This is a genomic window from Modestobacter caceresii (assembly GCF_000761485.1).
Classification (GTDB): Bacteria; Actinomycetota; Actinomycetes; order Mycobacteriales; family Geodermatophilaceae; genus Modestobacter; species Modestobacter caceresii.
Genome location: NZ_JPMX01000013.1, coordinates 48,330 through 69,704, shown reverse-complemented (window position 1 = coordinate 69,704; position 21,375 = coordinate 48,330). Strand labels below are relative to the sequence as shown.

The window sequence follows — 21,375 nt, the reverse complement described above, 5'->3', positions numbered from 1 at the left end:
CGCCCGTCCGGGCGCCTCACCAGCCAAGACGTCCGCCGGCGCCAGGACTCATCGCCCACGGCGCCGGCGGCCGGGCTCAGCTCTGGCTGAGCTGCAGGGTCGGGTAGTCGGTGTAGCCCTCGGCACCCGCGGCGTAGAACGTGGCCGGGTTCGGCTCGTTCTCCGGGTGCTCGCCGGCCCAGCGCTCGACGAGGTCGGGGTTGGCGAGGACCGCGCGACCGACGGCCACGGCCTCCGCGTGGGCGGCCTCGATCAGCTCGACGGCCTCGGCGCGGGTGGTCACCGTGCCGAAGCCGCTGTTGGCGATGAGCGGGCCGTCGAAGCGGCGGCGCAGCTCCTGCACCAGCTCCCCGGCCGGCTCGGCGTGCAGCACCGAGAGGTAGGCCAGGCCCAGCGGGCGCAGCGCGTCGATCAGCGTGCCGTAGGTGGCCCGGACGTCGTCCCGGTCGGTCTCCAGCGCGCCCTGGATGTTGTGCTCGGGCGAGATGCGCAGGCCGACCTTGCCGGCACCCACGGCCTCGGTGACCGCGGTGACGACCTCGACCACGAACCGGGCGCGGGCCTCCGGGGAGCCGCCGTACACGTCGTCCCGCTGGTTGGACGCCGGGGACAGGAACTCGTGCAGCAGGTACCCGTTGGCGCCGTGCACCTCGACGCCGTCCAGGCCGGCCTCGACGGCCCGGCGGGCGGCGGCGACGAAGTCGTCGCGGACCTCGCGGGCCTCCTCGACGGTGAGCGCGTGCGGCACGGGGTAGGCCTGCTTGCCCTGCTCGGTGTGGCCGGCAGCGTCGATCGCGATGGCGCTGGGCGCCTCGACCCGGCGGCCGCCGTTGACGTCGGGGTGGGTCACCCGGCCGGCGTGCATCAGCTGCATGACGATGCGGCCGCCGCGGGCGTGCACCGCCTCGGCGACGCGGCGCCAACCGGCCACCTGCTCGTCGGTGACGATGCCGGGCTGGCCGACGAAGCCCTGGGACTCGAAGCGGGGGTACGTGCCCTCGGTGATGATCAGGCCCACGCCGGCCCGCTGCGCGTAGTGCTCGACGACCAGGTCGCCGGGGACGCCGGAGGCGCCGGACCGCATGCGGGTGAGCGGCGCCATGACGACGCGGTTGGCGAGCTCGAGGTCGCCGAGCGTGACGGGGGAGAACAGGTCCATGCCAGGCCGAAGGCCGTCGCCGGCAGCGACCATTCCCCACTGCGTTGTGCATCACTGATCTCGGGACACAACCGGTGCCGGATGCGCTGGCACCGCCCGACCGCTGGCGGCCGTTGCCGAGTGACAGCTGATCGGGCACTCCCCGGCACGGAAGCCCGCTCAGCTGTCACTCGGCGGAGGCACCTCCACCGCCGGTCGCTCAGTCGCTGTGCCGCGCGCCGACCACCGCGACCGCCAGCAGTCCGCCGAGCAGCCAGAACGCCGCGGAGACCCCGGCCGTCCCGGCCAGCAGCCCGGCCGCCGCCGGGGTGCCGACCAGCCCGACCCGGTTGCCCACCAGCCGCAGCGCCAGCGCGGTGCCGCGGGCGTCGTCGGGGACGGCCCGGATGATCAGCGTCATCAGCAGCGGCTGGCCCACGCCGAGCAGGAACCCGATCAGCGCCAGCAGTGCGCCGAGCGCCCAGACGTTGCCGGTGGCCGGGAGGAACGCGACGGCGATGCCCGAGCCGACGGTGCTCAGCACCACCAGCCGGGCCCGGCCGACCCGGACCAGCATCGGCTGCACCAGCACCCGGGAGGCCACGGTGGCGCCGGCGCGGACGCTGAGCAACACCCCGACCACCGCCGGGGAGATGCCGCGGTTCTCCCCGAGCAGCGGCAGGTAGGCGGTCAGCAGGTCGACCGCGGCAGCCAGCACCAGGCTGGCGAAGATCCCGGAGCGCACCGGCGGCCGGCCGAGCAGCCGGAAGGCCGACGTCCGGCCGGTCGGCCGGGCCGCGGCCGCCGGGAACCGTCGCCCGGCGGCCAGCCACCAGGACGCCGGCAGCGCGAGCGCGCACAACGCGGCGGAGAGCACCAGCGCGCGGGCGGTTCCGGTGGACAGCTCCCCCGGCGCGGTGGCCAGCACCGCCCCGGCCAGCGCCGGCCCCACCAGCTGCCCGGCGGAGACGACCGCGGTGAACAGCCCGAACCCGGAGTCCAGCCGGTCACCGGGCAGCCGGGCGACGACGTTCTCCCCGCCGACGATGCAGCCGAGGTTGCCCAGGCCGAGCACCACGTTGCCCAGCGCCACGGCCAGCAACGAGCCACTGGTGGCCAGCAGCACGCAGCCGACCACCAGCAACGCCACGCCGCTGACCAGGATCGGCTCCGGCCGCCAGCGGTCGGCCGCCCGGCCCAGCGGCAGGGCCACCACCATCGGCAGCAGTGCGAACGCCGCGGTGAGCAGGCCGATCTCGGTGGCCCCGGCGCCCAGGTCGATCGCCCGGTAGGCGGAGACCGGCCGGGCGACCGCGATGCCCGCCTGGATCAGCACCATCACACCCAGCAGCTGGAACAGCCACCGCGGCGCCCGCCCAGGAAGGGGGCCGGTCATCGCCCCCGCCCCGGGCCCAGCCCTGTCGGCCCCGTCCCGGGTCCCGCCCCGAGCGTGCGCCGGGTGGGGAGGACGGGGCCCGCCATCAGTGGGACAGTCGCCGGCCGGTGCTGGAGGAGAAGACGTGCTCCTCGCCCGGCCGGATGCTCAGCCACACGTCGCCGCCCTTGGCCGGTGGGCGCCGGGCGTCGACGCGGGCCACGATCTGTGCGGTGTCGCCGCCGTGCAGGTGCTCGGCGAGCTGCTCGTCGGCGATCGTGGCGTAGACGAAGGCGTCGGAGCCCAGCTCCTCGACCAGGTCGACCTTGACCTTGAAGCCCTGCCCGGGCTCGGCCAGCTCCAGCGCCTCGGGCCGGAACCCGAGCGTGACGGACTGGTCCGCACCGGCGGCCGTCAGGGTCTCCCGCGGCAGCTCGACGACGATGTCCCCGAGCCGGGCGCCACCGTCGACCAGCGGCACCTCGGCCAGGTTCATCGCCGGGGAGCCGATGAAGCCGGCGACGAAGACGTTGGCCGGGCGGTCGTACATCTCCCGGGGGCTGGCCACCTGCTGGAGGACGCCGTCCTTGAGCACCGCGACCCGGTCGCCCATGGTCATGGCCTCCACCTGGTCGTGGGTGACGTAGACGGTGGTGATGCCCAGCCGGCGCTGCAGCGAGGCGATCTGAGTGCGGGTCTGCACGCGCAGCTTCGCGTCCAGGTTCGACAGCGGCTCGTCCATCAGGAACACCTGCGGCTTGCGCACGATCGCCCGCCCCATCGCGACCCGCTGCCGCTGGCCACCGGAGAGCGCCTTCGGCTTGCGGTCCAGGTACGGCTCCAGGTCCAGCAGCCGGGCCGCCTCGACGACCCGGGTGCGGCGTTCCTCCTTGCCCATCCCGGCGATCTTCAGTGCGAAGCCCATGTTGTCGGCGACGCTCATGTGCGGGTAGAGCGCGTAGTTCTGGAACACCATCGCGATGTCCCGGTCCTTCGGCTCGACGTCGGTGACGTCCTTGTCCCCGATCCGGATCGCGCCGCCGTCGACCTCCTCCAGGCCGGCGAGCATCCGCAGCGAGGTCGACTTGCCGCACCCGGAGGGGCCGACGAGGACCAGGAACTCGCCGTCCTCGATCTGCAGCTCGAGCTGGTCGACCGCCGGCTTGTCGCTGCCGGGGTAGAGCCGGGTCGCCTTGTCGTAGGTGACCGATGCCATGGGGGAGCTCCCTCGCTCGTGCGCTGTCGCGCCTGTGACTGCCGTCACCGTACGGCAAGCGCTTTCCGGGATCAATGGTGTGTGGTGCACGCGCCGGCGGCTCAGCCGTCCAGCGCCTCCATCCGGTCGGTGGCGAAGACCAGCCCGTGGCCGGGGGGCGTCTGCGCCCGGAGCAGGCCGTCGGCGATGGTCACCCCGCTGGGCTGGGCGAGTGCACCCAGCGCCGCGAACGAGGCGTCCTCGACGTCCTCGACCATGGTGGTCAGCGGGAGGCACATCGCCAGCTGCCCGGAGACGTCCGGCAGCAGGTGCGGCGCCACCGGCACGCTCGCGGCCGCCGCGAGCTGGGCGATCCGGAGGAACGGGGTGATCCCGCCGACCCGCACCACGTTGGGCTGGACGACGTCGGCAGCCCCGGAGGCGAGCAGCGCGCGGTACTGGAACGCGGTGTAGACGTTCTCCCCCACCGCGATCGGCACGCCCAGCCCGGCGTCGTGCAGCCGGCCCAGCGCCGGCAGGTCGTCGGCGACCAGCGGCTCCTCGACCCAGTACAGGTCGAAGGGGGCCATCGCCCGGACCGCGCGCAGCGCCGTCGGAAGGTCCCACCGCTGGTTGGCGTCGACCATCAGCCGGCGGTGCGGCCCGAGCGCCGCGCGCACGGCGGCCACCCGCTCGACGTCCTCGGCCAGGTCGGGGCGGCCCACCTTGATCTTCACCGCGGTGCAGCCGTCGGCGACCCAGCGCTCGGTCTGCGCGACCAGCTCCTCGAGGGAGTAGTGGAAGTTGACCCCGCTGCCGTAGACGGCGACCGACTCGCGCCGGCGGCCCAGGTGGTCGACCAGGCTCTGCCCGGCCGCCTTCGCGGCGAGGTCCCACAGCGCGGTGTCGACGGCGGCGATCGCCATCGTGGTCAGCCCGCCGCCGCCGGCCTCGTGCAGGTGCCACCAGAGCCGGTCCCAGACGACGCCGGGCTCCACCGGCCCACCGACGACCACCGGGGCGACGTCGTGGTCGACCAGCGACTGCAGCGCGCGGGCCCCGATCGACGGCGTCCAGCTGAAGCCCGTGCCGGTGCGCCCGTCGCTGGTCTCCAGCTCGGTGACCAGCAGGTGCAGCGCCGGGACGTCGGCGCCCCACGGCCGGGCCAGCGGCAGCCGGAACAGCCGGCTGGACAGCCGGGTGACCGTGCTCATCGCAGCTCCGTGCGCCAGCTGCGGGACGCCGTCCAGCCCAGCAGCTGCTCGGCCTTGCCGGTGCTGAACGCCGGGCTCGTGCCGGTCAGGCCGGCCGCGAGCTGCGGGGCGACCCCGGAGAACTCCGGGAGCAGCTCGGCCAGCGGCGCCTCGGCCAGGGCGTCCTGGGCGCCGACGAAGAACACCTCGCCGTTGGGCACCTCGCCGGCCTTGCCCAGCAGGGTGTCCAGGAAGTCCGCGCAGTCACGGGCGTCGACGTAGTTGAACAGCGAGACCGCGCCGTGCCGGGGGTCGGCGATCCGCTCGCGCACGGTGTGCCCCTGCTGGGTCGGCGCCCCCGCCCACTCCTCCGGCGCGATGACGAAGCACGGCCGGAACGCCGCCAGCCGCACCCGGTCGCCGTACTGGGCGGCGAACATCTGCATGGTCTGCTCGGCGGCCAGCTTGGACAGCCCGTAGGCGTTCCACGGCCGCGCCGGGTGGGCCTCGTCCAGCGGCAGGTACCGCGGCGTCCAGCCGGCCGGGCTGCCGTAGCCCATGACGGTGGGGCTGCTGGCGGTCACCACGGTGCCGACGCCGAGGTCGATGGCGGACTGCAGCACGTTGTAGGCCAGCGCGGTGTTGGTGGCGTGGATGACCGACTCGGGCCGGCTGAACGGGACGGCGATCGCCGCCAGGTGGACGACGGCGTCCGGCCGGTACCGGGCCATCACCCCGTACGCCTGGCCGAGGTCGGTCAGGTCGGCCGGGAAGGTCGCCGCGGCCTTCTCCAGCGGCGCGGCGGTGACGTCGACCGAGACCACCTCGTGGCCGACGTCGGCCAGCCCGTCGACGACGCTGCGGCCCAGCCGGCCGGCACCGCCGGTGACCAGCACCCTCACGCCGACACCACCCTGCTCCCGCCCACGCCACCCGCCCCGACGCCCGGCGCCACGACGTCCAGGTAGCGCTGCTTCACCGTCTCCACGACCTCGGCCTTGGGCTGGGCCCAGACGTCGGCGTTGAAGATCTCCACCTCGACGTCCCCGGTCCACCCCGCCGCCTCGACCGCGGCCACGAACGGCGGGAAGTCGATCACCCCGTCGCCCATGTAGCCGCGGGCCATCAGCGCGTCGGCCGGGATCGGCATGAGGAAGTCGCAGACCTGGAAGGAGGCGATCCGGTCACCGGCCCGGGCGATCGACGCCCAGACCTCCGGGTCCCACCAGAGGTGGAAGGTGTCGACGACGACGCCCACCTGGGCCGACGGGAAGGGCGCCGCGAGGTCGAGGGCCTGGGCGAGGGTGGAGAGCACGGCCCGGTCGGCGCAGTACATCGGGTGCAGCGCCTCCAGGGACAGCCGCACGCCGCGCTCACCGGCGTAGGGGGCCAGTTCGGCCAGCGCCTCGGCGACCCGTTCCCGGGCACCGACCAGGTCGCGGGAGCCGGCGGGCAGCCCACCGACCACCATGACCAGCGACTCGGCGCCCAGGGTGGCGGTCTCGTCGATCGCCCGCCGGTTGTCCGCCAGCGCGGTGGCCCGGGCGGCCGGGTCGGTCGCGGTGAGGAACCCGCCGCGGCAGTGCGAGGTGACCCGCAGGCCGGCGTCCCGGATCAGCTTCGCGGACCGCTCCAGGCCGAACTCGGCGACCGGCTCGCGCCAGGTGCCGAGCGCGGAGAGCCCCGCCGCGGCCACCCCGTCGACGAAGTCGGGCATCGACCAGCCCTCGACCGTCTTGTGGTTGATCGACAGCTTGGCCAGCCGCGGGTCGGCGGTCACTGGGCCACCCCCACGGTCGACAGGTACGTCCGCATCCGACCGGCGGCGAGCTCCGGGTCGGGCAGCAGCCCGGCGGCGTCGGCCAGCCGGAAGACCTCGGCCAGGTGCACCGGGCTGCGCGAGCTCTCCAGCCCGCCGACCATCCGGAAGCCCTGCTGGTGGCCGGCCAGCCAGGCCAGGAAGACGATGCCGGTCTTGTAGTAGTAGGTGGGCGTGCCGAACAGGTGCCGGGACAGCGCCACGGTCGGCTCGAGCAGCCGGTCGTAGGTCGCCAGGTCGCCGCGGTCCAGCGCCTGCAGGGCGGTGGAGGCGGCCGGGGCGATCGCGTCGAAGATGCCCAGCAGGGCGTGCGAGTACGACTCGCCGTCCCCGCGCACCAGGGACGGGTAGTTGAAGTCGTCCCCGGTGTAGAGCCGGACGCCGTCGGGCAGCCGGCGGCGCATGTCGACCTCGTGCGCCTCGTCGAGCATGGAGACCTTGATGCCGTCGACCTTGGCGCTGTGGTCGGCGATCACCTGCAGCACGGTGTCGGTGGCCTCGGTCAGCTGCGCCGAGCCCCAGTAGCCGGCCAGTGCCGGGTCGAACATGGGGCCGAGCCAGTGCAGGACCACCGGCCGGGACACCTGCTCGAGCAGCCGGGCGTAGACCTTGGCGTAGTCCTCGGCGCTGCGGGCCACCCGGGCCAGCTGCCGGCTGGCCATGATGATCACGTTCGCGCCGGCGCCCTCGACCACCTCGATCTGCTCGAGGTAGGCGGCCAGCACCTCATCGGTGCTGGCCAGGTCGGCCGGTGCCTGGTCGGTGCCCGCACCGCAGGCCAGCAGCCCGCCGCAGGCCTGCGCCTCGGCGGCCGACCGGCGGATCAGCTCGGCGGTGGTGCTCCAGGGCATGCCCATGCCGCGCTGGGCGGTGTCCATCGCGTCGGCGACACCCAGGCCGTAGGACCACAGGTGCCGACGGAAGGCGAGCGTCGCCTCCCAGTCGACGTCCACCGGCGCACCGGGGGTGTTGTCGCCGAACGGGTCGGCCACCACGTGCGCCGCGGCGTAGGCGGTGCGGCTGGTCAGCGGGCCGTCGGGGCGGGTGAAGGCGCCGGGCTCGCCGAGCCGGTGCTCGGCGACCGTGCCGTCGGACCGGGGCAGCCGGACGGTCGGGCCGCTCACACCGTCACCTCGGGGATCTCGATCCGGCGGCCCTCGGCCGAGGACTGCAGGCCCAGCTCGGCCACCTGCACGCCGCGGGCACCGGCGAGGAAGTCGTAGGCGTGCGGGGCGTCCTCGAGCACGTGGCGGAGGAACTGCTCCCACTGCGCCCGGAAGCCGTTGTCCAGGTCGGCGTTGTCCGGCACGACCTGCCACTGGTCCCGGAACCGCTCGGTGACCGGCAGGTCGGGGTTCCAGACCGGCTTCGGGGTGGTGGCCCGGTGCTGGATCTTGCACTCGCGCAGCCCGGCGACGGCGCTGCCCTCGGTGCCGTCGACCTGGAACTCGACCAGCTCGTCGCGGTAGACCCGCACCGCCCAGGAGGAGTTGATCTGCGCGATCACGCCGCCGGGCAGCTCGAAGATGCCGTAGGCGGCGTCGTCGGCGGTGGCCGGGTAGGGCTGCCCGTGCTCGTCGATCCGGGTGGGGATGTGGGTGACCGCCTTGGCGGTGACCGCCTCCGGCCGGCCGAAGAGGTTCTCCAGCACGTAGGACCAGTGGCAGAACATGTCGACGACGATGCCGCCGCCGTCCTCCTTGCGGTAGTTCCAGCTCGGCCGCTGGGCCTCCTGCCAGTCGCCCTCGAACACCCAGTAGCCGAACTCGCCGCGCACCGACAGGATCTGGCCGAAGAAGCCGCCGTCGATCAGCCGCTTCAGCTTGACCAGGCCGGGCAGGTAGAGCTTGTCGTGGACGACGCCGTTCTTGACCCCGGCCTCGGCGGCGAGCCGGGCCAGCTCCAAGGCGCCCTCGAGGGACTCCGCGGTCGGCTTCTCGGTGTAGATGTGCTTGCCGGCGGCGATCGCGGCCTTGATCGACTTCTCCCGCGCCTGGGTGACCTGGGCGTCGAAGTAGATCGGTGCGGAGTCGTCCCGCAGCGCCTCGTCCAGGTCCGTCGTCCACCGCTCGATGCCGTGCTGGGCGGCGAGGTCGGCCAGCTTGCGCTCGTTGCGGCCGACCAGGATCGGCTCGGGCACGACCCGGCGGCCGTCGGCGAGCTGCAGCCCACCGGCGTCCCGGATGGCGAGGATGGACCGGACCAGGTGCTGGCGGTAGCCCATCCGGCCGGTGACGCCGTTCATGATGATGCCGATCGAGCTGTCCACGGTGCTTGCCTCCGAAGCGGGTGAGGGGGTCATCGGGTGCTCCCGGCGGGAGCGGCTGCGGCCTCGGGCCGCAGCGGGATGCCGAAGTCGGCCAGGTGCACGACCTGGCCGGTGGTCAAGGACTGGTTGGCGGCCGCGCCGACGAGCACGCTGCGGACGCCGTCGAGCCAGCCGGCCGCCTGGCCCAGCGGGTCCGACCGGGCGCCGGGGCGGAACAGGTCGTCCAGCAGCAGGGCGTCGCCACCGCCGTGCGCACCGGGCCCCTCGGGGACCTCGATCCGCTGGGCCGCCTCCCAGCGGCGCTGCAGCACCAGCTCGGTGCCCTCGCTCCGGGCACCGGAGGCCGCCTCGACCTCCTCCGGCGTGGCACTCGGGTCGACGGCGACGCCGAACCCGCCGATGACGTCGTCCGCGGCGACGACCGCGGCCCGCTCGACCACCGACAGCTCGATCCGGCCCTCGGTGCCGTTGATGCTCACCCGGTAGCCCTCCCAGGGGCCGTGCGCGTTGAGCGAGTAGCTGAGCACCGGGCCGTCGGCGTAGCGCAGCAGCAGCGCCATGTTGTCCTCGATGGTGATGCCCGGGGAGAACACGTCCTGGTCGCGGATGTAGCCGTCCTCGGCCTCCGCCTCCAGGTAGAGCTGCCGCAGCCGCTCGTTGCCGGCCAGGTCGAGCGCGAACGGGTCACGGCCGGCGTCCGGGGCGCCGTGGCTGCGCGCCGGGCGCTCCCCCAGGCCCCGCTCCTTCGCGTTGGCGTCGCCGTAGAAGCGCAGGTCGCCGAGGGCGAAGACGGTCTCCGGCACCGCGCCGACCCACCAGTTGACCAGGTCGAAGTGGTGCGTGGCCTTGTGCACGAACAGGCCGCCGGACAGCGATTTGTCCCGGTGCCAGCGCCGGAAGTAGTCCGCGCCGTGGACGGAGTCCAGCACCCACTCGAAGTGCACGGAGGTGACCGCGCCGATGGCGCCCTCGGCGACGAGCCGGCGGACGGCGGCGTTCCGCGGCGAGTAGCGGTAGTTGAAGGTGACGACCAGGTCGCGGTCGGTCTCGTCGACGGCGTCGACGATGGTGCGGCAGCCTGCCGCGTCGGTGGTCAGCGGCTTCTCGGTGATCACGTCGCGGCCGGCGCGCAGCGCGCGGGAGATGTACTCGGCGTGGGTGAAGTCGACGCTCGCGACGATGACGACGTCGGGCTGCTCCCGGTCGAGCATCGTGTCGAAGTCCTCGGGCCCGTAGGCCGGCAGCGGCGCCGCGCCGGGGTGGGCTGCGGCGAACTGGCGCTGGTAGTAGGCCATCCGCGTGCTGTTGGGGTCGCAGAGGGCGACGAGCCGGCCGACGTCGGCGTGGCTGCCCAGCAGCGCCGCGACGTACATCTCGGCGCGGTGGCCGGTGCCGACGATCGCGTAGCGACGCGGCTCCGGGGGCGCGGACGAGGCTGTGGTGGTCACGTCTCCCTCTCGGTGGTGGGGCGGGTGGCGCAGGGAGGGGTGCCAGGGGGCGGCCGGTGACCGGCCGCCCCCTGGCCGCCGATCAGGCGATCGCCGACTCGACCTCGGTCATGAACCGCTCGGCGGCGTCCTCCACCGAGATCTGGTCGAACAGGATCTGCTCGGTGTAACGCTGCAGGATCGCCTGCACCTCACCGGCGCCCTGCGGGGGCAGCGCCGGCGGGTCCTGCAGGTCGGGGGTGATCTCCTCGACGAAGGACACTGCGGCCTGGCCGGCCGGGTCCAGCGTCGGGGCGATCTGGTCACGCAGCTCGGTGTTCACCGGCAGGCCGCGGTCGGCCTTGATGATCTCCACCGCGTCCTCGGAGTTGATCAGCCAGTCGACGAGCATCGCGGCCTCCTGCGGGCTCTCGCAGCTGCTGCTGACCGCCCAGAACATGGCCGGCTTCAGGTACATGCCGGTCTCGCCGTCCCCCTCCTCGGTGGGGAACCGCATGAACTGCAGCTCGGTGCCGGCCCCTGCGGTCAGGGCGGGCAGCTCGTTGGTCCACCAGAACCCCGAGGCACCCCGGCCGGTGGCGACCAGCGCCTGGTCGACACCGCCGTTGAAGACCTCGACGGTGGTGGACGGCGGCGGCTCGGCGCCGGTCTCGGACGCCTGCTTCTCGATGTTCCACCACTCGGCCAGGGTCTCCTGGGTGAAGCCGATCTCGCCGTTCTCGTCGAACAGCGCCTCGCCCTGCTCCCGGGCGTAGACCTCGAAGTTGGTGTCGCCACCGTTGAGGCCCATCGCCTGCATGCCGTACACCTGCCCGCCGGTCGCCTCGGTGACCTGGGCGGCGGTCTCGACCATCTCGTCCCACGTCCAGGACGAGTCGTCGGGCAGCTCGACGCCGGCGGCGGCGTAGGCCTGCGGGTCGACGACCAGGGAGAAGGCGTTGACACCGGTCGGGATCGCGTAGGTGGCGTCCTCGACCATGCCCGTCTCGGCGACGTTCTCGTCGAGGTTGCTGGTGTCGATGGTGCCGTCCTCGATGTACGGCGTCAGGTCCAGCAGCGCGTTGCGGTCGGCGTACTCCCGCACGTAGCGGGTGTCCTGCTGCATGACGCACGGCGCCTGGCCACCGGCGGTGCCCGTGGCGAGCCGGTCCCAGTAGTCGGCGAAGCCGGTGAAGTCGCCCTCGATCGTGACGCCCTCGTTCTGCGACTCGTAGAGGTCGATCAGCTGCTGGGTGGCCGCGTGCCGGGTGTCACTGCCCCACCACGACATCCGCATGCTGACCGGCCCGTCCTCTCGGGTGGTGCCGCCGTCGGCAGCCGCACCACCGCCTCCGCCGCCGCTGTCGCCGCCGCAGGCCGCGGTGGTGAGCAGCAGCCCGAGGACGCCGCCGGTCACGCCGAGGCGGGTGGGCCAGGGCGCACGCGCCCAATTCGTCCGGTTCGTGTGCACGTTCCTTACCTCCTTGTAAGTGCTGCGTGAATGGGTGCGGCGTGAACGGGTGCCGCGTGAGCCGTGTGGTGGTGTCACTTGAGCCCCGTGGTGGCGATGCCTCGGACGAGATAGCGCTGGCCCGCGAGGAAGAAGCCGAAGACCGGCGCCAGGGCGACGATCGACATGGCGAAGACAGGACCCCACGGCGTCTGGCTCGTCGCGTCGACGAACGTCCGCAGGGCGACCGGGACGGTGTACATCTCCGGGTCGGTCAGGAAGATCAGCTGGCTGAAGAAGTCGTTCCAGGTCCAGATGAAGGTGAAGATGGCCGTGGTGGCCAGGGCCGGCACCGACAGCGGGATCACGATCCGCCAGAAGATCGCGAAGTGCCCACAGCCGTCGATCCGGGCGGCCTCGTCCAGTTCGGTCGGGATGCCCCGGATGAACTGCACCATCAGGAAGATGAAGAAGCCGTCGGTGGCCAGCAGCTTCGGCACGATCAACGGCCAGTACGTGTTGATCCACTCGAGCTCGGAGAACAGGATGTACTGCGGCACGATCACCACGTGGATCGGCAGCATCATCGTCCCGAGCATCACCGCGAACCAGAACTTCTTGAACTTGAAGTCCAGCCGCGCGAATGCGTAGGCCGCCAGGGAGCAGGCCAGCAGGTTGCCGATGATGGAACCGACGACGATGACCAGCGAGTTCCAGATGTAGTGGCCGAAGTCCCGCGGCAGGGCGGTCCAGCCGTCGGGGTAGTTCTGCCCGGTGACGCGCTCCGGGATCAGCCCGGTCTGGCTGAAGATGTCCTCGGTGAACTTGAACGAGCTGGAGAGCATCCACAGCAGCGGATAGAGCATGAGCAGCGCACCGAGGATGAGCACGATGTGCGCCAGCCAACGCGGCCGCTGCTTCTTCTTGCGGTCGGGGAGCTTCTCCGTGGCGGCCACAGGGGGGGCCACGGTCAGGTCAGTCGCCATAGAACACCCAGTACTTCGATGCGAAGAAGTTGATCGCGGTCAGGCCACCGACGATGAGCAGGAGGAACCAGGCCAGCGCCGAGGCGTAGCCCATGTCGAAGTTGCCGAAGCCGCGCTGGTAGAGGTAGAGCGTGTAGAAGAGCGTGGAGTCGGCCGGACCACCGGTGCCGCCGCTCACGATGAACGCCTGCGTGAACGTCTGGAACGCGTTGATCGTCTGCAGCACGAGGTTGAAGAAGATGATCGGCGAGAGCAGCGGCAGGGTGACCTGCAGGAACTGCCGGACCTTCCCCGCGCCGTCCAGGGACGCCGCCTCGTAGTACATGGTCGGGATCTGCCGCAGCCCGGCCAGGAAGATGACCATCGGGGCACCGAAGGTCCAGACGTTCAGGATGATCAGCGTGCCGAGGGCGTAGTCGGGGTCGGAGACCCAGCCGGGCGGGTTCTCGAACCCCACGAACCGGAGCACCTGGTTGAGCAGCCCGTCGGAGCCGAAGATCTGCCGCCACAGGATGGCGATCGCGACGCTGCCGCCGATCAGCGACGGCAGGTAGTAGATCGACCGGTAGAGCGCCAGGCCGCGCAGGCCGCGGTCCAGGATCATCGCCAGGAACAGTGCGAACGCCAGCTGGATCGGCACCGAGACGGCGACGTAGATGAACGTGACCTTCAGCGACTGGTAGAAGCGCGGGTCGTCGAACATCCGCTCGAAGTTGGCCAGCCCGATCCACTCCGGCGCACCGATGAGGCTGTAGTCGGTGAAGGACAGGTAGGCCGATGCAGCGATCGGCCCGGCGGTGATGAACAGCAGGCCGGCGAACCACGGAGCGAGGAACAGGTACGGCGTGAGCCGAGCCGTCCACCACTTCCGCCCACGGGGCGCAGCACGACCCGTGGCTCCGGGAGCCTCGTCGTGCGAGCGTTCGCGCGACGGCACGTCGAGCGTTGACGACACGGGCTCTCACCTCTCTGTGCAGCTCGCCGGACGGCTTCGTCCGGTGCGTCGGATGTGCAGTGGCTCACATGCTGGTAAGCGCTTTCTAGACCCCCGGCCGAACTGCTGTCAACGCTCGACGAGACCGTCCGGGCCACCCGGCTGCCGCTGTGCGCTGCCTCACAAGTGGGTAAGCGCTTTCTACTCGCGTCCGCTCCGGCCTGTCAACGAGTCGACTCGGGCCACCCGGTCACGATCCGGCCACGAGCGTCGTCACGGCCGGCTGACCTGGGTTTTCGCGCCCACCCGCGACTTCCGACCCGGCGCGTCGCGACCGACGCGTCGGCAAGCCCTTTCCCATCGCGGCAGGTCTGGCTACGCTCAGCGTCCCGTCGGCGACCGCGCCGACGACTGGCTCGGTCAAGGGGGATCACGTGCCAGAACAGTCCCGCAGCGCTGGCCGGGTGGTGCTCGTCGGAGCCCACGGCCACGGTCGCTGGCACCTGCAGAACCTGCGCCGTCTGGCTGCGGTCGGCGACGTCCGTCTGGTCGGGATCTGCGACCCGCGACCGCTGGACGACGAGCTGCGCGCACTGGCCGGCGACGTCCCCGTCGCCGCCTCGTTGGACGAGCTGCTCGCGGCGACGAGCCCCGACGTGACCATCATCTGCACGCCGATCCACACCCACACCGACCTGGCGCTCACCGCCGCCCGGGCGGGCAGCGCCGTGCTGCTGGAGAAGCCCCCCACCCCGACGCTGGCCGAGTTCGACCGGCTGATCGAGGGCATCGAGGGCACCGGGGCGGCCTGCCAGATCGGCTTCCAGAGCCTGGGCTCGGCGGCCATCGGCCGGGTGCGCTCGCTGGTCGAGGGCGGGGCGATCGGCGCGGTCCGGGGCATCGGCGGCGCCTGCGCGTGGGTCCGGGACGCGTCCTACTACGGCCGGGCCGGCTGGGCCGGGCGGCGCAGCGTCGACGGGGTGCCGGTCGTCGACGGCGCCCTGACCAACCCCTTCGCCCACGCGGTCGCCACCGCCCTGGCCCTGGCCGGCGCCACCGGTGCCGGCTCGCTGGAGACCATCGAGGTCGAGCTCTACCGGGCGAACCCGATCGAGGCCGACGACACCTCCTGCCTGCGGATCCGCACCGCCGACGGGACGGTCGTGACCATCGCCGCGACGCTGGCCGCTGAGCACCCTCGCGACCCCGTCCTCGTCGTGCACGGGAGCACCGGGCGGATCACGCTCTCCTACAAGACCGGTGAGGTGCGGCTGCAGGCCGACGGCGTCGACGAGACCACGACGCACGACGCCGCCGACCTGCTCGAGGACCTGCTGGCCCACCTCGGCGACCGCACCCGGCCGCTGCTCGTCCCCCCGTCGGCGACGCGCTCCTTCATGGAGGTCGTGGAGGCGGTGCGCTGCGCCCCGGACCCGGCGGAGGTCCCGGCCGGGTACCGGCGGGCCGAGGGCGAGGGCACCACCGCCCACCAGGTCGTCCCGGGCATCGACGCGCTGGTCGACCGGGCCGCGGAGGAGCTGCGGCTGTTCTCCGAGCTCGGCGCTCCCTGGGCCACGGCCCCGACCGTGCGGCGGCCGGGTGCCGCGCCGTCCCCGGTGGGGCACTGACCATGGCGCTCAAGGCCCTGCACCAGGGGCACGTCCCCGAGGAGCCGTCCCCGGCCGGCGCGATTCTGGCCACGCTGACGGTCGCCGGCACCGTGGTCGCCACCTGCTGGGACGGCGCCGGGCTCCCCGGTGTGCTCGCCCCCCGGCCGTTCCTGCACCCGGTCAGCACCCTGGCCGGCACCCCGGTCACCGACGCCCAGCCCGAGGACCACCGCTGGCACCTGGGCGTCTCGGTCACCCTGCAGGACGTCGGCGGCGCGAACGTCTGGGGCGGCCGCACCTACCTGCGCGACCAGGGCTACACCTGGCGGGCCGACCACGGCCGCCAGGTGCACACCGGGTGGACGGCGCAGGCACCCGACGGCTTCCGGGAGACCCTCGACTGGCTGGGCCCGGACGGGCGCACGCTGCTCACCGAGGAGCGCACCGTGAAGGCGGCGCCCGCCCCGCTCCCCGGCGCCTGGACCCTCGACCTGACCACCACCCTGCGCAACACCACCGACGCCCCGGTGGAGCTGGGCAGCCCCGCCACCAACGGGCGCAGCGGCGCCGGCTACGGCGGGCTGTTCTGGCGGTTCCCCCCGGTGACCGGGGCCCGGGTGTGGAGCCCGGACGCCGAGGGCGAGGACGCCGTGCACGGCACCCGGACGGCCTGGGTGGCCTTCGCCGCCACCGGCCCGGCGCCGTTCACCGTGGCGCTGGCCGGCACCGACGAGACCACCCAGGGCGACCCCTGGTTCGTCCGCGTCGACGACTACCCGGGCCTGGGCTCCCAGCTGGCCGCCGAGCACCCGGTGCGGCTCGCCCCCGGGGCGGCCACCACCCGCAGCTTCCGGGCCCTGGTGGCCGACGGGACGCCGGGTTCCGAGGCCATCGGGGATGCGCTCACGGCCGCGCCGGGCCAAGGTGGACGGCGATGACCGCTGCTCGGGAGAGCCCGACCGGCCGCCGGGCCACGCCGGACGAGGTCGTCGGGGCCCCCGCCGTCCGGCGCAGCGGCCCCGTGCTGCTCTCCGAGGTCGCCGCCCACGCCGGCGTCTCGCTGGCCACGGCCTCCCGGGTGCTCAGCGGCAGCCGCTCGGTCGGTGAACCGCATCGCGGCCGGGTGCTGGCCGCGGCCCAGGAGCTCCGGTACACGCCGAACGCGCAGGCCCAGGCGGTGGCCCGGGGGGCCAGCAACGTGGTCGGCCTGATCATCCACGACGTCCTGGACCCGTACTTCTCCAGCATCGCCGGCGGGGTGATGCGGCAGGTCGAGGAGCGCGAGCTCGTGGTGTTCCTGGCCAGCACGCACAGCGACGTCGACCGCGAGCTGGAGTTCGTCCAGACGATGCGCTCCCACCGGGTGCGTGCGCTGATCATCTGCGGCAGCCGCACCACCGACCGGGCGCACAACGAGCGGCTGGCCCACGAGCTCGAGGGCTATGCGGCGGCCGGCGGCCAGGCCGCGGTGATCAGCCAGGACCGGCTGGGCACCCACGCCGTGGTGCCGCAGAACCGCACCGGGGCCCGCGCCCTGGCCCGCGAGCTGTGCCGGCTGGGCCACCGCCGCTTCGCGGTGCTCGCCGGGCCACGCGGGCTGCTGACCTCCCGTGACCGGCTGACCGGCTTCCGGGAGGGCCTGGTCGCCGAGGGGGTCGACGTCGCCGACCTGCAGGTGCTGCACGGGGAGTTCACCCGGGAGGGCGGGGAGAGCCTGGCCGCCCGGCTGATCGCCCAGGGCCCGCTGCCGACCTGCGTCTTCGCCGTCAACGACGTGATGGCCCTCGGCGCGCTGGCCGGCTTCCGGGCCGCCGGCGTGCGCGTGCCGGACGACGTCTCGCTGGCCGGCTTCGACGACATCGCCCCGCTGCGCGACGTCGTGCCCTCGCTCACGTCGGTGCACCTGCCGCTGGAGGAGATGGGCGCCCGGGCGGCGCAGCTGGCGCTGGACACCGAACCACAGACCACGAGCCAGGCCGTCAAGGTCCATGCCGAGGTGGTGCTGCGCGACAGCACCCGCCGGCTCGCCTGACCAACCACCGGAGGACACCGTGCACCACCTGGACCGACCGTCGGCCGCCGATCGGGCGGGCAAGCGCGAACGCGTGCTCGACCTGCTGCGCCGGACCGGGCAGGAGCGACTGGTGCTCACCTCGGTGGGCTCGCTGTCCTGGTACCTGGACGGCGCCCGGCCGGCCGTCAAGCTGTCCGCCGAGGACGGGGTGATCGCCGTCGTGGTCGACGCCGCCGGGGACACCGTGTTCGTGCCGAACAACGAGGCCGACCGGCTCGCCGCCGAGGAGCTGCCCGCCGACGTCCGGGTGCAGGTGACCAACTGGTGGGCACCGCTGCTGGGGCCCGACCTGGCTCCGGGCACCCCGGGAGTGCTGACCGAGGCCGACCGGGTCGCCGCGGAGGGGCTGCGGGCCGCCCGGGCGAGCCTGCTCCCGGTCGAGACCGAGCGGTACCGCCGACTCGGCCGGGACGCCGCCGAGGCGCTGACCGCGACCGCACTGTCGCTGGAGCCCCGGACGACCGAGCGCGAGGCTGCGGCCCGGCTCGGCGGTGAGCTGATCGCCCGCGGGGCCGAACCGTTCGTCGTCCTGGTCGCCGGGGAGGCGCGGCTGCCCTTCCGGCACGCGCTGCCCACCGACGGGGTGCTCGGCCGGCGGGTGATGCTCGTCGTGTGCGCGCGGCGGCACGGGCTGATCGCGAACGCGACACGCTGGGTCGCCCTCGCGCCGCCGACCGCCACCGAGGCCGATGCCGACGCACGGATCCGCGCGGTGGAGACGGCGTTCCTGGCCGCCTCCACCCCCGGACGCGCGCTCGGTGAGGTCTTCGCCGCCGGCGCCAGCGCCTACGCCGACCAGGGCTTCGCGGCCGACGAGTGGACCCGGCACCACCAGGGCGGCCCGACCGGCTACTGGGGGCGCGACCCGGTCGCCACCCCGGAGAGCGAGGTCCAGCTGGTGGCCGGACAGGCCGTCGCGTGGAACCCGTCCGCCCCCGGGGTGAAGATCGAGGACACCCTGCTCCTGGGCGACGGCGGCCCGGAGGTGCTCACCACCGACGGCCTGTGGCCGACCACCCGCGACGAGCTGGGACTGCTGCGCCCCGACGTCCTGGTCCGCACCTGAGACGACGCCCTCCCCGCCGGACCGGCGGGGAGGGCGCCCTCGGTCAGCGGAGGCGGCCGGAGCCGGCCTTGACCTTCACCAGCGCCGGCACCGCGACCGTCGGGTCGATCCGCTCCACGAAGGTGGGCGTCCAGCTCACCGTGGTCGGGATGTCCGGGTCGTTCACGGCGTTGTAGGCCTCGACGAGGCTGGTCCGGCGCGGCCAGGAGCGACTGCCGACCAGCGTCCCGGACTCGTCCAGGCCCGCGCCGTCGAGCACGTCACCGCGCCAGTCCTCGACGAAGGACGCCGGGTCGACCCCGGGCGCCAGCTGCACGAAGTTGTTGTCGGCGACGATCTCGGCCTCCACGCCGACGCCCCAGCTGTACTGGTAGGCCGCCGGGTCGGAGACGACGTACCAGTTGTTGTAGACGTGCACGTCGCCGTAGCGCACCCGGGGCGCGCGCTGGCCGATGTCCTCCCACAGGTTGTGGTGGAAGGTGACCCGCAGCCGGCCGCGGTCGGCGACGCGGCTGTTGGAGGAGCCGACGAGGTTGGTCTTGTCGTGGTCCTGGAACTCGTTCCAGGAGACCGTGACCAGGTCCGAGGAGTTGGTGATGTCCAGCAGGCCGTCGTGAACCTCGAACTTCTGGCCGTACACGACGGGCAGCGCCTCCGGCGGGTTCTGCCCGTCGTCGAAGGTGTTGTGGTCGACCCAGATGTGGGTGGACTCGGCGAGCCACAGGTTGTCGTAGGCGGCGTTCCAGGCGCCGGCGTCGCCGTCGGTGGGGTCCCAGGCGGTGAAGCAGTCGTAGGCGTCGGACAGCCGGAGGTTGCGGATGATCACGTCGTCCGAGCCGCGCACGGTGAGCGCGGCGCCGACGATGCCGGCGTCCCGGCCGACCCCGACGATCGTGACGTTGGAGCCCACGTACTGGCGCACCTGGGCCTCCTGGACGTCCGCGGACGCCGCCCGGGCCTCCTCCAGCGGACCGGTGGGCTCGGTCTCGGTGCCCCAGACCTCCGGTGCGTAGGCCGCGATGTAGTCGGCCATGTCGAAGCCCTCGACCTCGTAGGACGCACAGTCGACGGCGCCGTCGGCGGTGCGCCGCTGGGCGTCCAGGACGCCGTGGACGTGGACGATCCGCGGCGTGGTGTCCCCGCGCGCGGCGTCGCCACCCAGGGCGGCACGGAACTCGTCCCAGGTGCGGACGTGGAACACGTGCGCCGGGTCGGCCGTGGAGCCGCCGGTGGTGCCGCCCTCGGCGGCGGCCCAGCCGTCCTGCGCGCCGAGCACCTCCCGGCCGAGGTCCCGGCCCGGGTCCCGGCCGTTCGCGGATGCCGCGGTGGGGGCGAGCGTGACGGCCAGGGCTCCGGCCGCGGTGACGATCAGGGTGCGACGCAGTGCGCGCATGCCACTCCTTCGAGGAGATTGGGAAAGCGGTTTCCCAAGTGATGCGCGTCACACTAGTTGCGGATCCGAAACGGTGTCAAGACGTCCGAGACGACTCGCCGGGCCTCGCGGCGGACCCGGGCGGGTCACATCCCCGAGACGAGACCCCGCAGGTCGGCGGCCATCCGGGCGGCCTCGCGAGAGGCCCCGGTGATCGCCTCCTGCGCCTGCGCCGACGACGAGTTCTGCTCCTCGACCGCCGCCGCGATCGTCGTCTGGGCGTCGACGACGCCGCGGATGACCTCCTGCACCCCGGTCAGCGCGACACCGGCCGCGGCCACGTCGCCGCGGACCGCGTCGACCACCCGCCGGATCCGCTCGGTGGCCTGGGCGGTCTCCGTCGCGAGGTCCTTGACCTCCCCGGCCACCACGGCGAAGCCCTTGCCCGACTCGCCCGCGCGCGCCGACTCGATGGTGGCGTTGAGGGCGAGCAGGTTGGTCTGGTCGGCGATGCTGGAGATGCTGCTGGCGATCTGGTCGATCTCGGTCATGGTGCCGGCCAGCCGCTCGACCGTGGCCGCACTGTCCCGGGACTGGACGCTGGCCCGGTGCGCCGTCGACGTCGCATGGCTCGCCGCCGCCGCGATCTCCCCGATCGCTGCGCGCAGCCCCTGCATGACCTCGGTGGCCACCCCGACGTTCTCGTCCAGCCGCTGCCCGGCGCCGAGCAGCCCCGCGAGCTGGTCCTGCTGGGCGGCCGCCCGGTTGGCACGCTCGCAGAGGCGGGCCGCCTCCTCCGCCGCCACCCTGGCCCGCTCCACGGCCAGCTCCTCCTCGGCCGCCACCTGGGCCGCCAACTGCTCCTCGGCGAGCTGCTGCTGTGCCTGCCGGGCCCGTTCGGCCTGCTCGGCGAACTTCCAGCCGTAGGCCAGGAACGTCGCCTCGGCCAGCAGGAACACCGCGTGCAGCAGGGCGAAGAGCAGCGGATCGGCCTGGGCCTCCTCGGTGGAGAAGACCGACATGGGCATGGCCAGGCTCATCACCGCGTGGTGCACGGCGACGAAGACGACGGCGAGCAGGAAGGGCACCCACGCCTGGTAGAGCGCGACCAGGGCGAGCACGACGTAGAACCAGATGTGCAGGTCGGTGAGGCCACCCCCGACGTGCACGAGGACGTCGGCGCCGATCATCAGGCCGAGGGCGACCGCGCTGGACCGGGCGACCTGACCGCCCAGCACCTGACCCAGCAGCAGCAACACGGCCAGCACGGCCAGCTGCCCCCAGAGCAGCCATCCGCCGACACCCCGGACCAGCCCGATCCCGGCCAGCACGGGGACGTGCGCGGCGAGCACCAGGGAGATCACCCGGTGGCGGGCCACGAAGCTCGCCTCGTCCAACCGGACCCCGCGCGGCAGGAACGGGACATGCTCGGGGGCGCCGGTCGACGTCGTCGTCATGCCCAGCTAT

At 73.3% G+C, this 21,375-nt stretch carries 18 protein-coding genes; 4 read left to right on the top strand and 14 right to left on the bottom strand.

From position 1 onward, the window contains the following. Positions 1-76: 76 nt before the first annotated feature. From IN07_RS04610 to IN07_RS04555, 12 genes are all read right to left on the bottom strand, one after another. Positions 77-1,159, bottom strand: a complete 1,083-nt coding sequence (locus tag IN07_RS04610; RefSeq protein ID WP_036333942.1) for an alkene reductase — start codon at positions 1,157-1,159, stop codon at positions 77-79. A gap of 199 nt (positions 1,160-1,358) precedes the next feature. After that, positions 1,359-2,534, bottom strand: coding sequence for an MFS transporter (locus IN07_RS04605; protein WP_052090799.1), 1,176 nt, complete (start codon positions 2,532-2,534; stop codon positions 1,359-1,361). Between the two features lie 85 nt (positions 2,535-2,619). Continuing rightward, complete coding sequence (locus tag IN07_RS04600; protein ID WP_036333941.1) at positions 2,620-3,729, bottom strand: ABC transporter ATP-binding protein; 1,110 nt, start codon at positions 3,727-3,729, stop codon at positions 2,620-2,622. 101 nt (positions 3,730-3,830) lie between these two features. Continuing rightward, positions 3,831-4,922: a mandelate racemase/muconate lactonizing enzyme family protein gene (locus IN07_RS04595; RefSeq protein WP_036333940.1), complete on the bottom strand. Its 1,092-nt coding sequence runs from the start codon at positions 4,920-4,922 to the stop codon at positions 3,831-3,833. Then, positions 4,919-5,803 (bottom strand): NAD-dependent epimerase/dehydratase family protein, encoded by an 885-nt coding sequence (locus IN07_RS04590; RefSeq protein ID WP_036333939.1) that lies wholly within the window; start codon positions 5,801-5,803, stop codon positions 4,919-4,921. Before IN07_RS04590 ends, IN07_RS04595 begins: the two co-directional genes overlap by 4 nt. Further along, positions 5,800-6,681 carry a sugar phosphate isomerase/epimerase family protein gene (locus tag IN07_RS04585; protein ID WP_052090797.1) on the bottom strand — a complete coding sequence of 294 codons (882 nt, stop codon included), beginning with the start codon at positions 6,679-6,681 and terminating at the stop codon, positions 5,800-5,802. The genes IN07_RS04590 and IN07_RS04585 overlap by 4 nt, the downstream gene beginning before the upstream one ends. Then, positions 6,678-7,844, bottom strand: a complete 1,167-nt coding sequence (locus IN07_RS04580; protein WP_036333938.1) for a dihydrodipicolinate synthase family protein — start codon at positions 7,842-7,844, stop codon at positions 6,678-6,680. Before IN07_RS04580 ends, IN07_RS04585 begins: the two co-directional genes overlap by 4 nt. After that, positions 7,841-8,989, bottom strand: a complete 1,149-nt coding sequence (locus IN07_RS04575; protein WP_231557990.1) for a Gfo/Idh/MocA family protein — start codon at positions 8,987-8,989, stop codon at positions 7,841-7,843. Before IN07_RS04575 ends, IN07_RS04580 begins: the two co-directional genes overlap by 4 nt. Positions 8,990-9,018: 29 nt before the next feature. Then, on the bottom strand, positions 9,019-10,437 hold the full coding sequence (locus tag IN07_RS04570; protein WP_197058354.1) for a Gfo/Idh/MocA family oxidoreductase: 1,419 nt from the start codon (positions 10,435-10,437) through the stop codon (positions 9,019-9,021). Positions 10,438-10,519: 82 nt separating this feature from the next. Next, the gene (locus IN07_RS04565) at positions 10,520-11,833 is read right to left on the bottom strand and encodes an ABC transporter substrate-binding protein (protein WP_063124213.1); all 1,314 of its coding nucleotides are present in this window, start codon (positions 11,831-11,833) and stop codon (positions 10,520-10,522) included. A 128-nt stretch (positions 11,834-11,961) separates the two neighbouring features. Then, complete coding sequence (locus IN07_RS04560; RefSeq protein ID WP_231557989.1) at positions 11,962-12,834, bottom strand: carbohydrate ABC transporter permease; 873 nt, start codon at positions 12,832-12,834, stop codon at positions 11,962-11,964. Between the two features lie 7 nt (positions 12,835-12,841). Continuing rightward, positions 12,842-13,807, bottom strand: coding sequence for a carbohydrate ABC transporter permease (locus tag IN07_RS04555; protein WP_081975189.1), 966 nt, complete (start codon positions 13,805-13,807; stop codon positions 12,842-12,844). A gap of 413 nt (positions 13,808-14,220) precedes the next feature. On the opposite strand from IN07_RS04555, the gene IN07_RS04550 reads away from it, so the two are divergent. From IN07_RS04550 to IN07_RS04535, 4 genes are read left to right on the top strand one after another with little or no spacing between them, the layout of a single operon-like run. After that, positions 14,221-15,414 (top strand): Gfo/Idh/MocA family protein, encoded by a 1,194-nt coding sequence (locus IN07_RS04550; protein ID WP_231557988.1) that lies wholly within the window; start codon positions 14,221-14,223, stop codon positions 15,412-15,414. 2 nt (positions 15,415-15,416) lie between these two features. Beyond that, entirely contained in the window at positions 15,417-16,334 is a 918-nt protein-coding gene (locus tag IN07_RS04545; protein ID WP_064972359.1) for a DUF6807 domain-containing protein, read from the top strand. Continuing rightward, on the top strand, positions 16,331-17,428 hold the full coding sequence (locus tag IN07_RS04540; protein WP_081975188.1) for a LacI family DNA-binding transcriptional regulator: 1,098 nt from the start codon (positions 16,331-16,333) through the stop codon (positions 17,426-17,428). The genes IN07_RS04545 and IN07_RS04540 overlap by 4 nt, the downstream gene beginning before the upstream one ends. Positions 17,429-17,447: 19 nt before the next feature. Further along, positions 17,448-18,536: a M24 family metallopeptidase gene (locus IN07_RS04535; RefSeq protein ID WP_197058353.1), complete on the top strand. Its 1,089-nt coding sequence runs from the start codon at positions 17,448-17,450 to the stop codon at positions 18,534-18,536. A 43-nt stretch (positions 18,537-18,579) separates the two neighbouring features. Here the strand turns inward: IN07_RS04535 and IN07_RS04530 are convergent, their stop codons facing one another. Further along, on the bottom strand, positions 18,580-19,929 hold the full coding sequence (locus tag IN07_RS04530; RefSeq protein WP_036333936.1) for a pectate lyase family protein: 1,350 nt from the start codon (positions 19,927-19,929) through the stop codon (positions 18,580-18,582). 125 nt (positions 19,930-20,054) lie between these two features. Beyond that, complete coding sequence (locus IN07_RS26620; protein WP_036333935.1) at positions 20,055-21,365, bottom strand: methyl-accepting chemotaxis protein; 1,311 nt, start codon at positions 21,363-21,365, stop codon at positions 20,055-20,057. Positions 21,366-21,375: the final 10 nt, after the last annotated feature.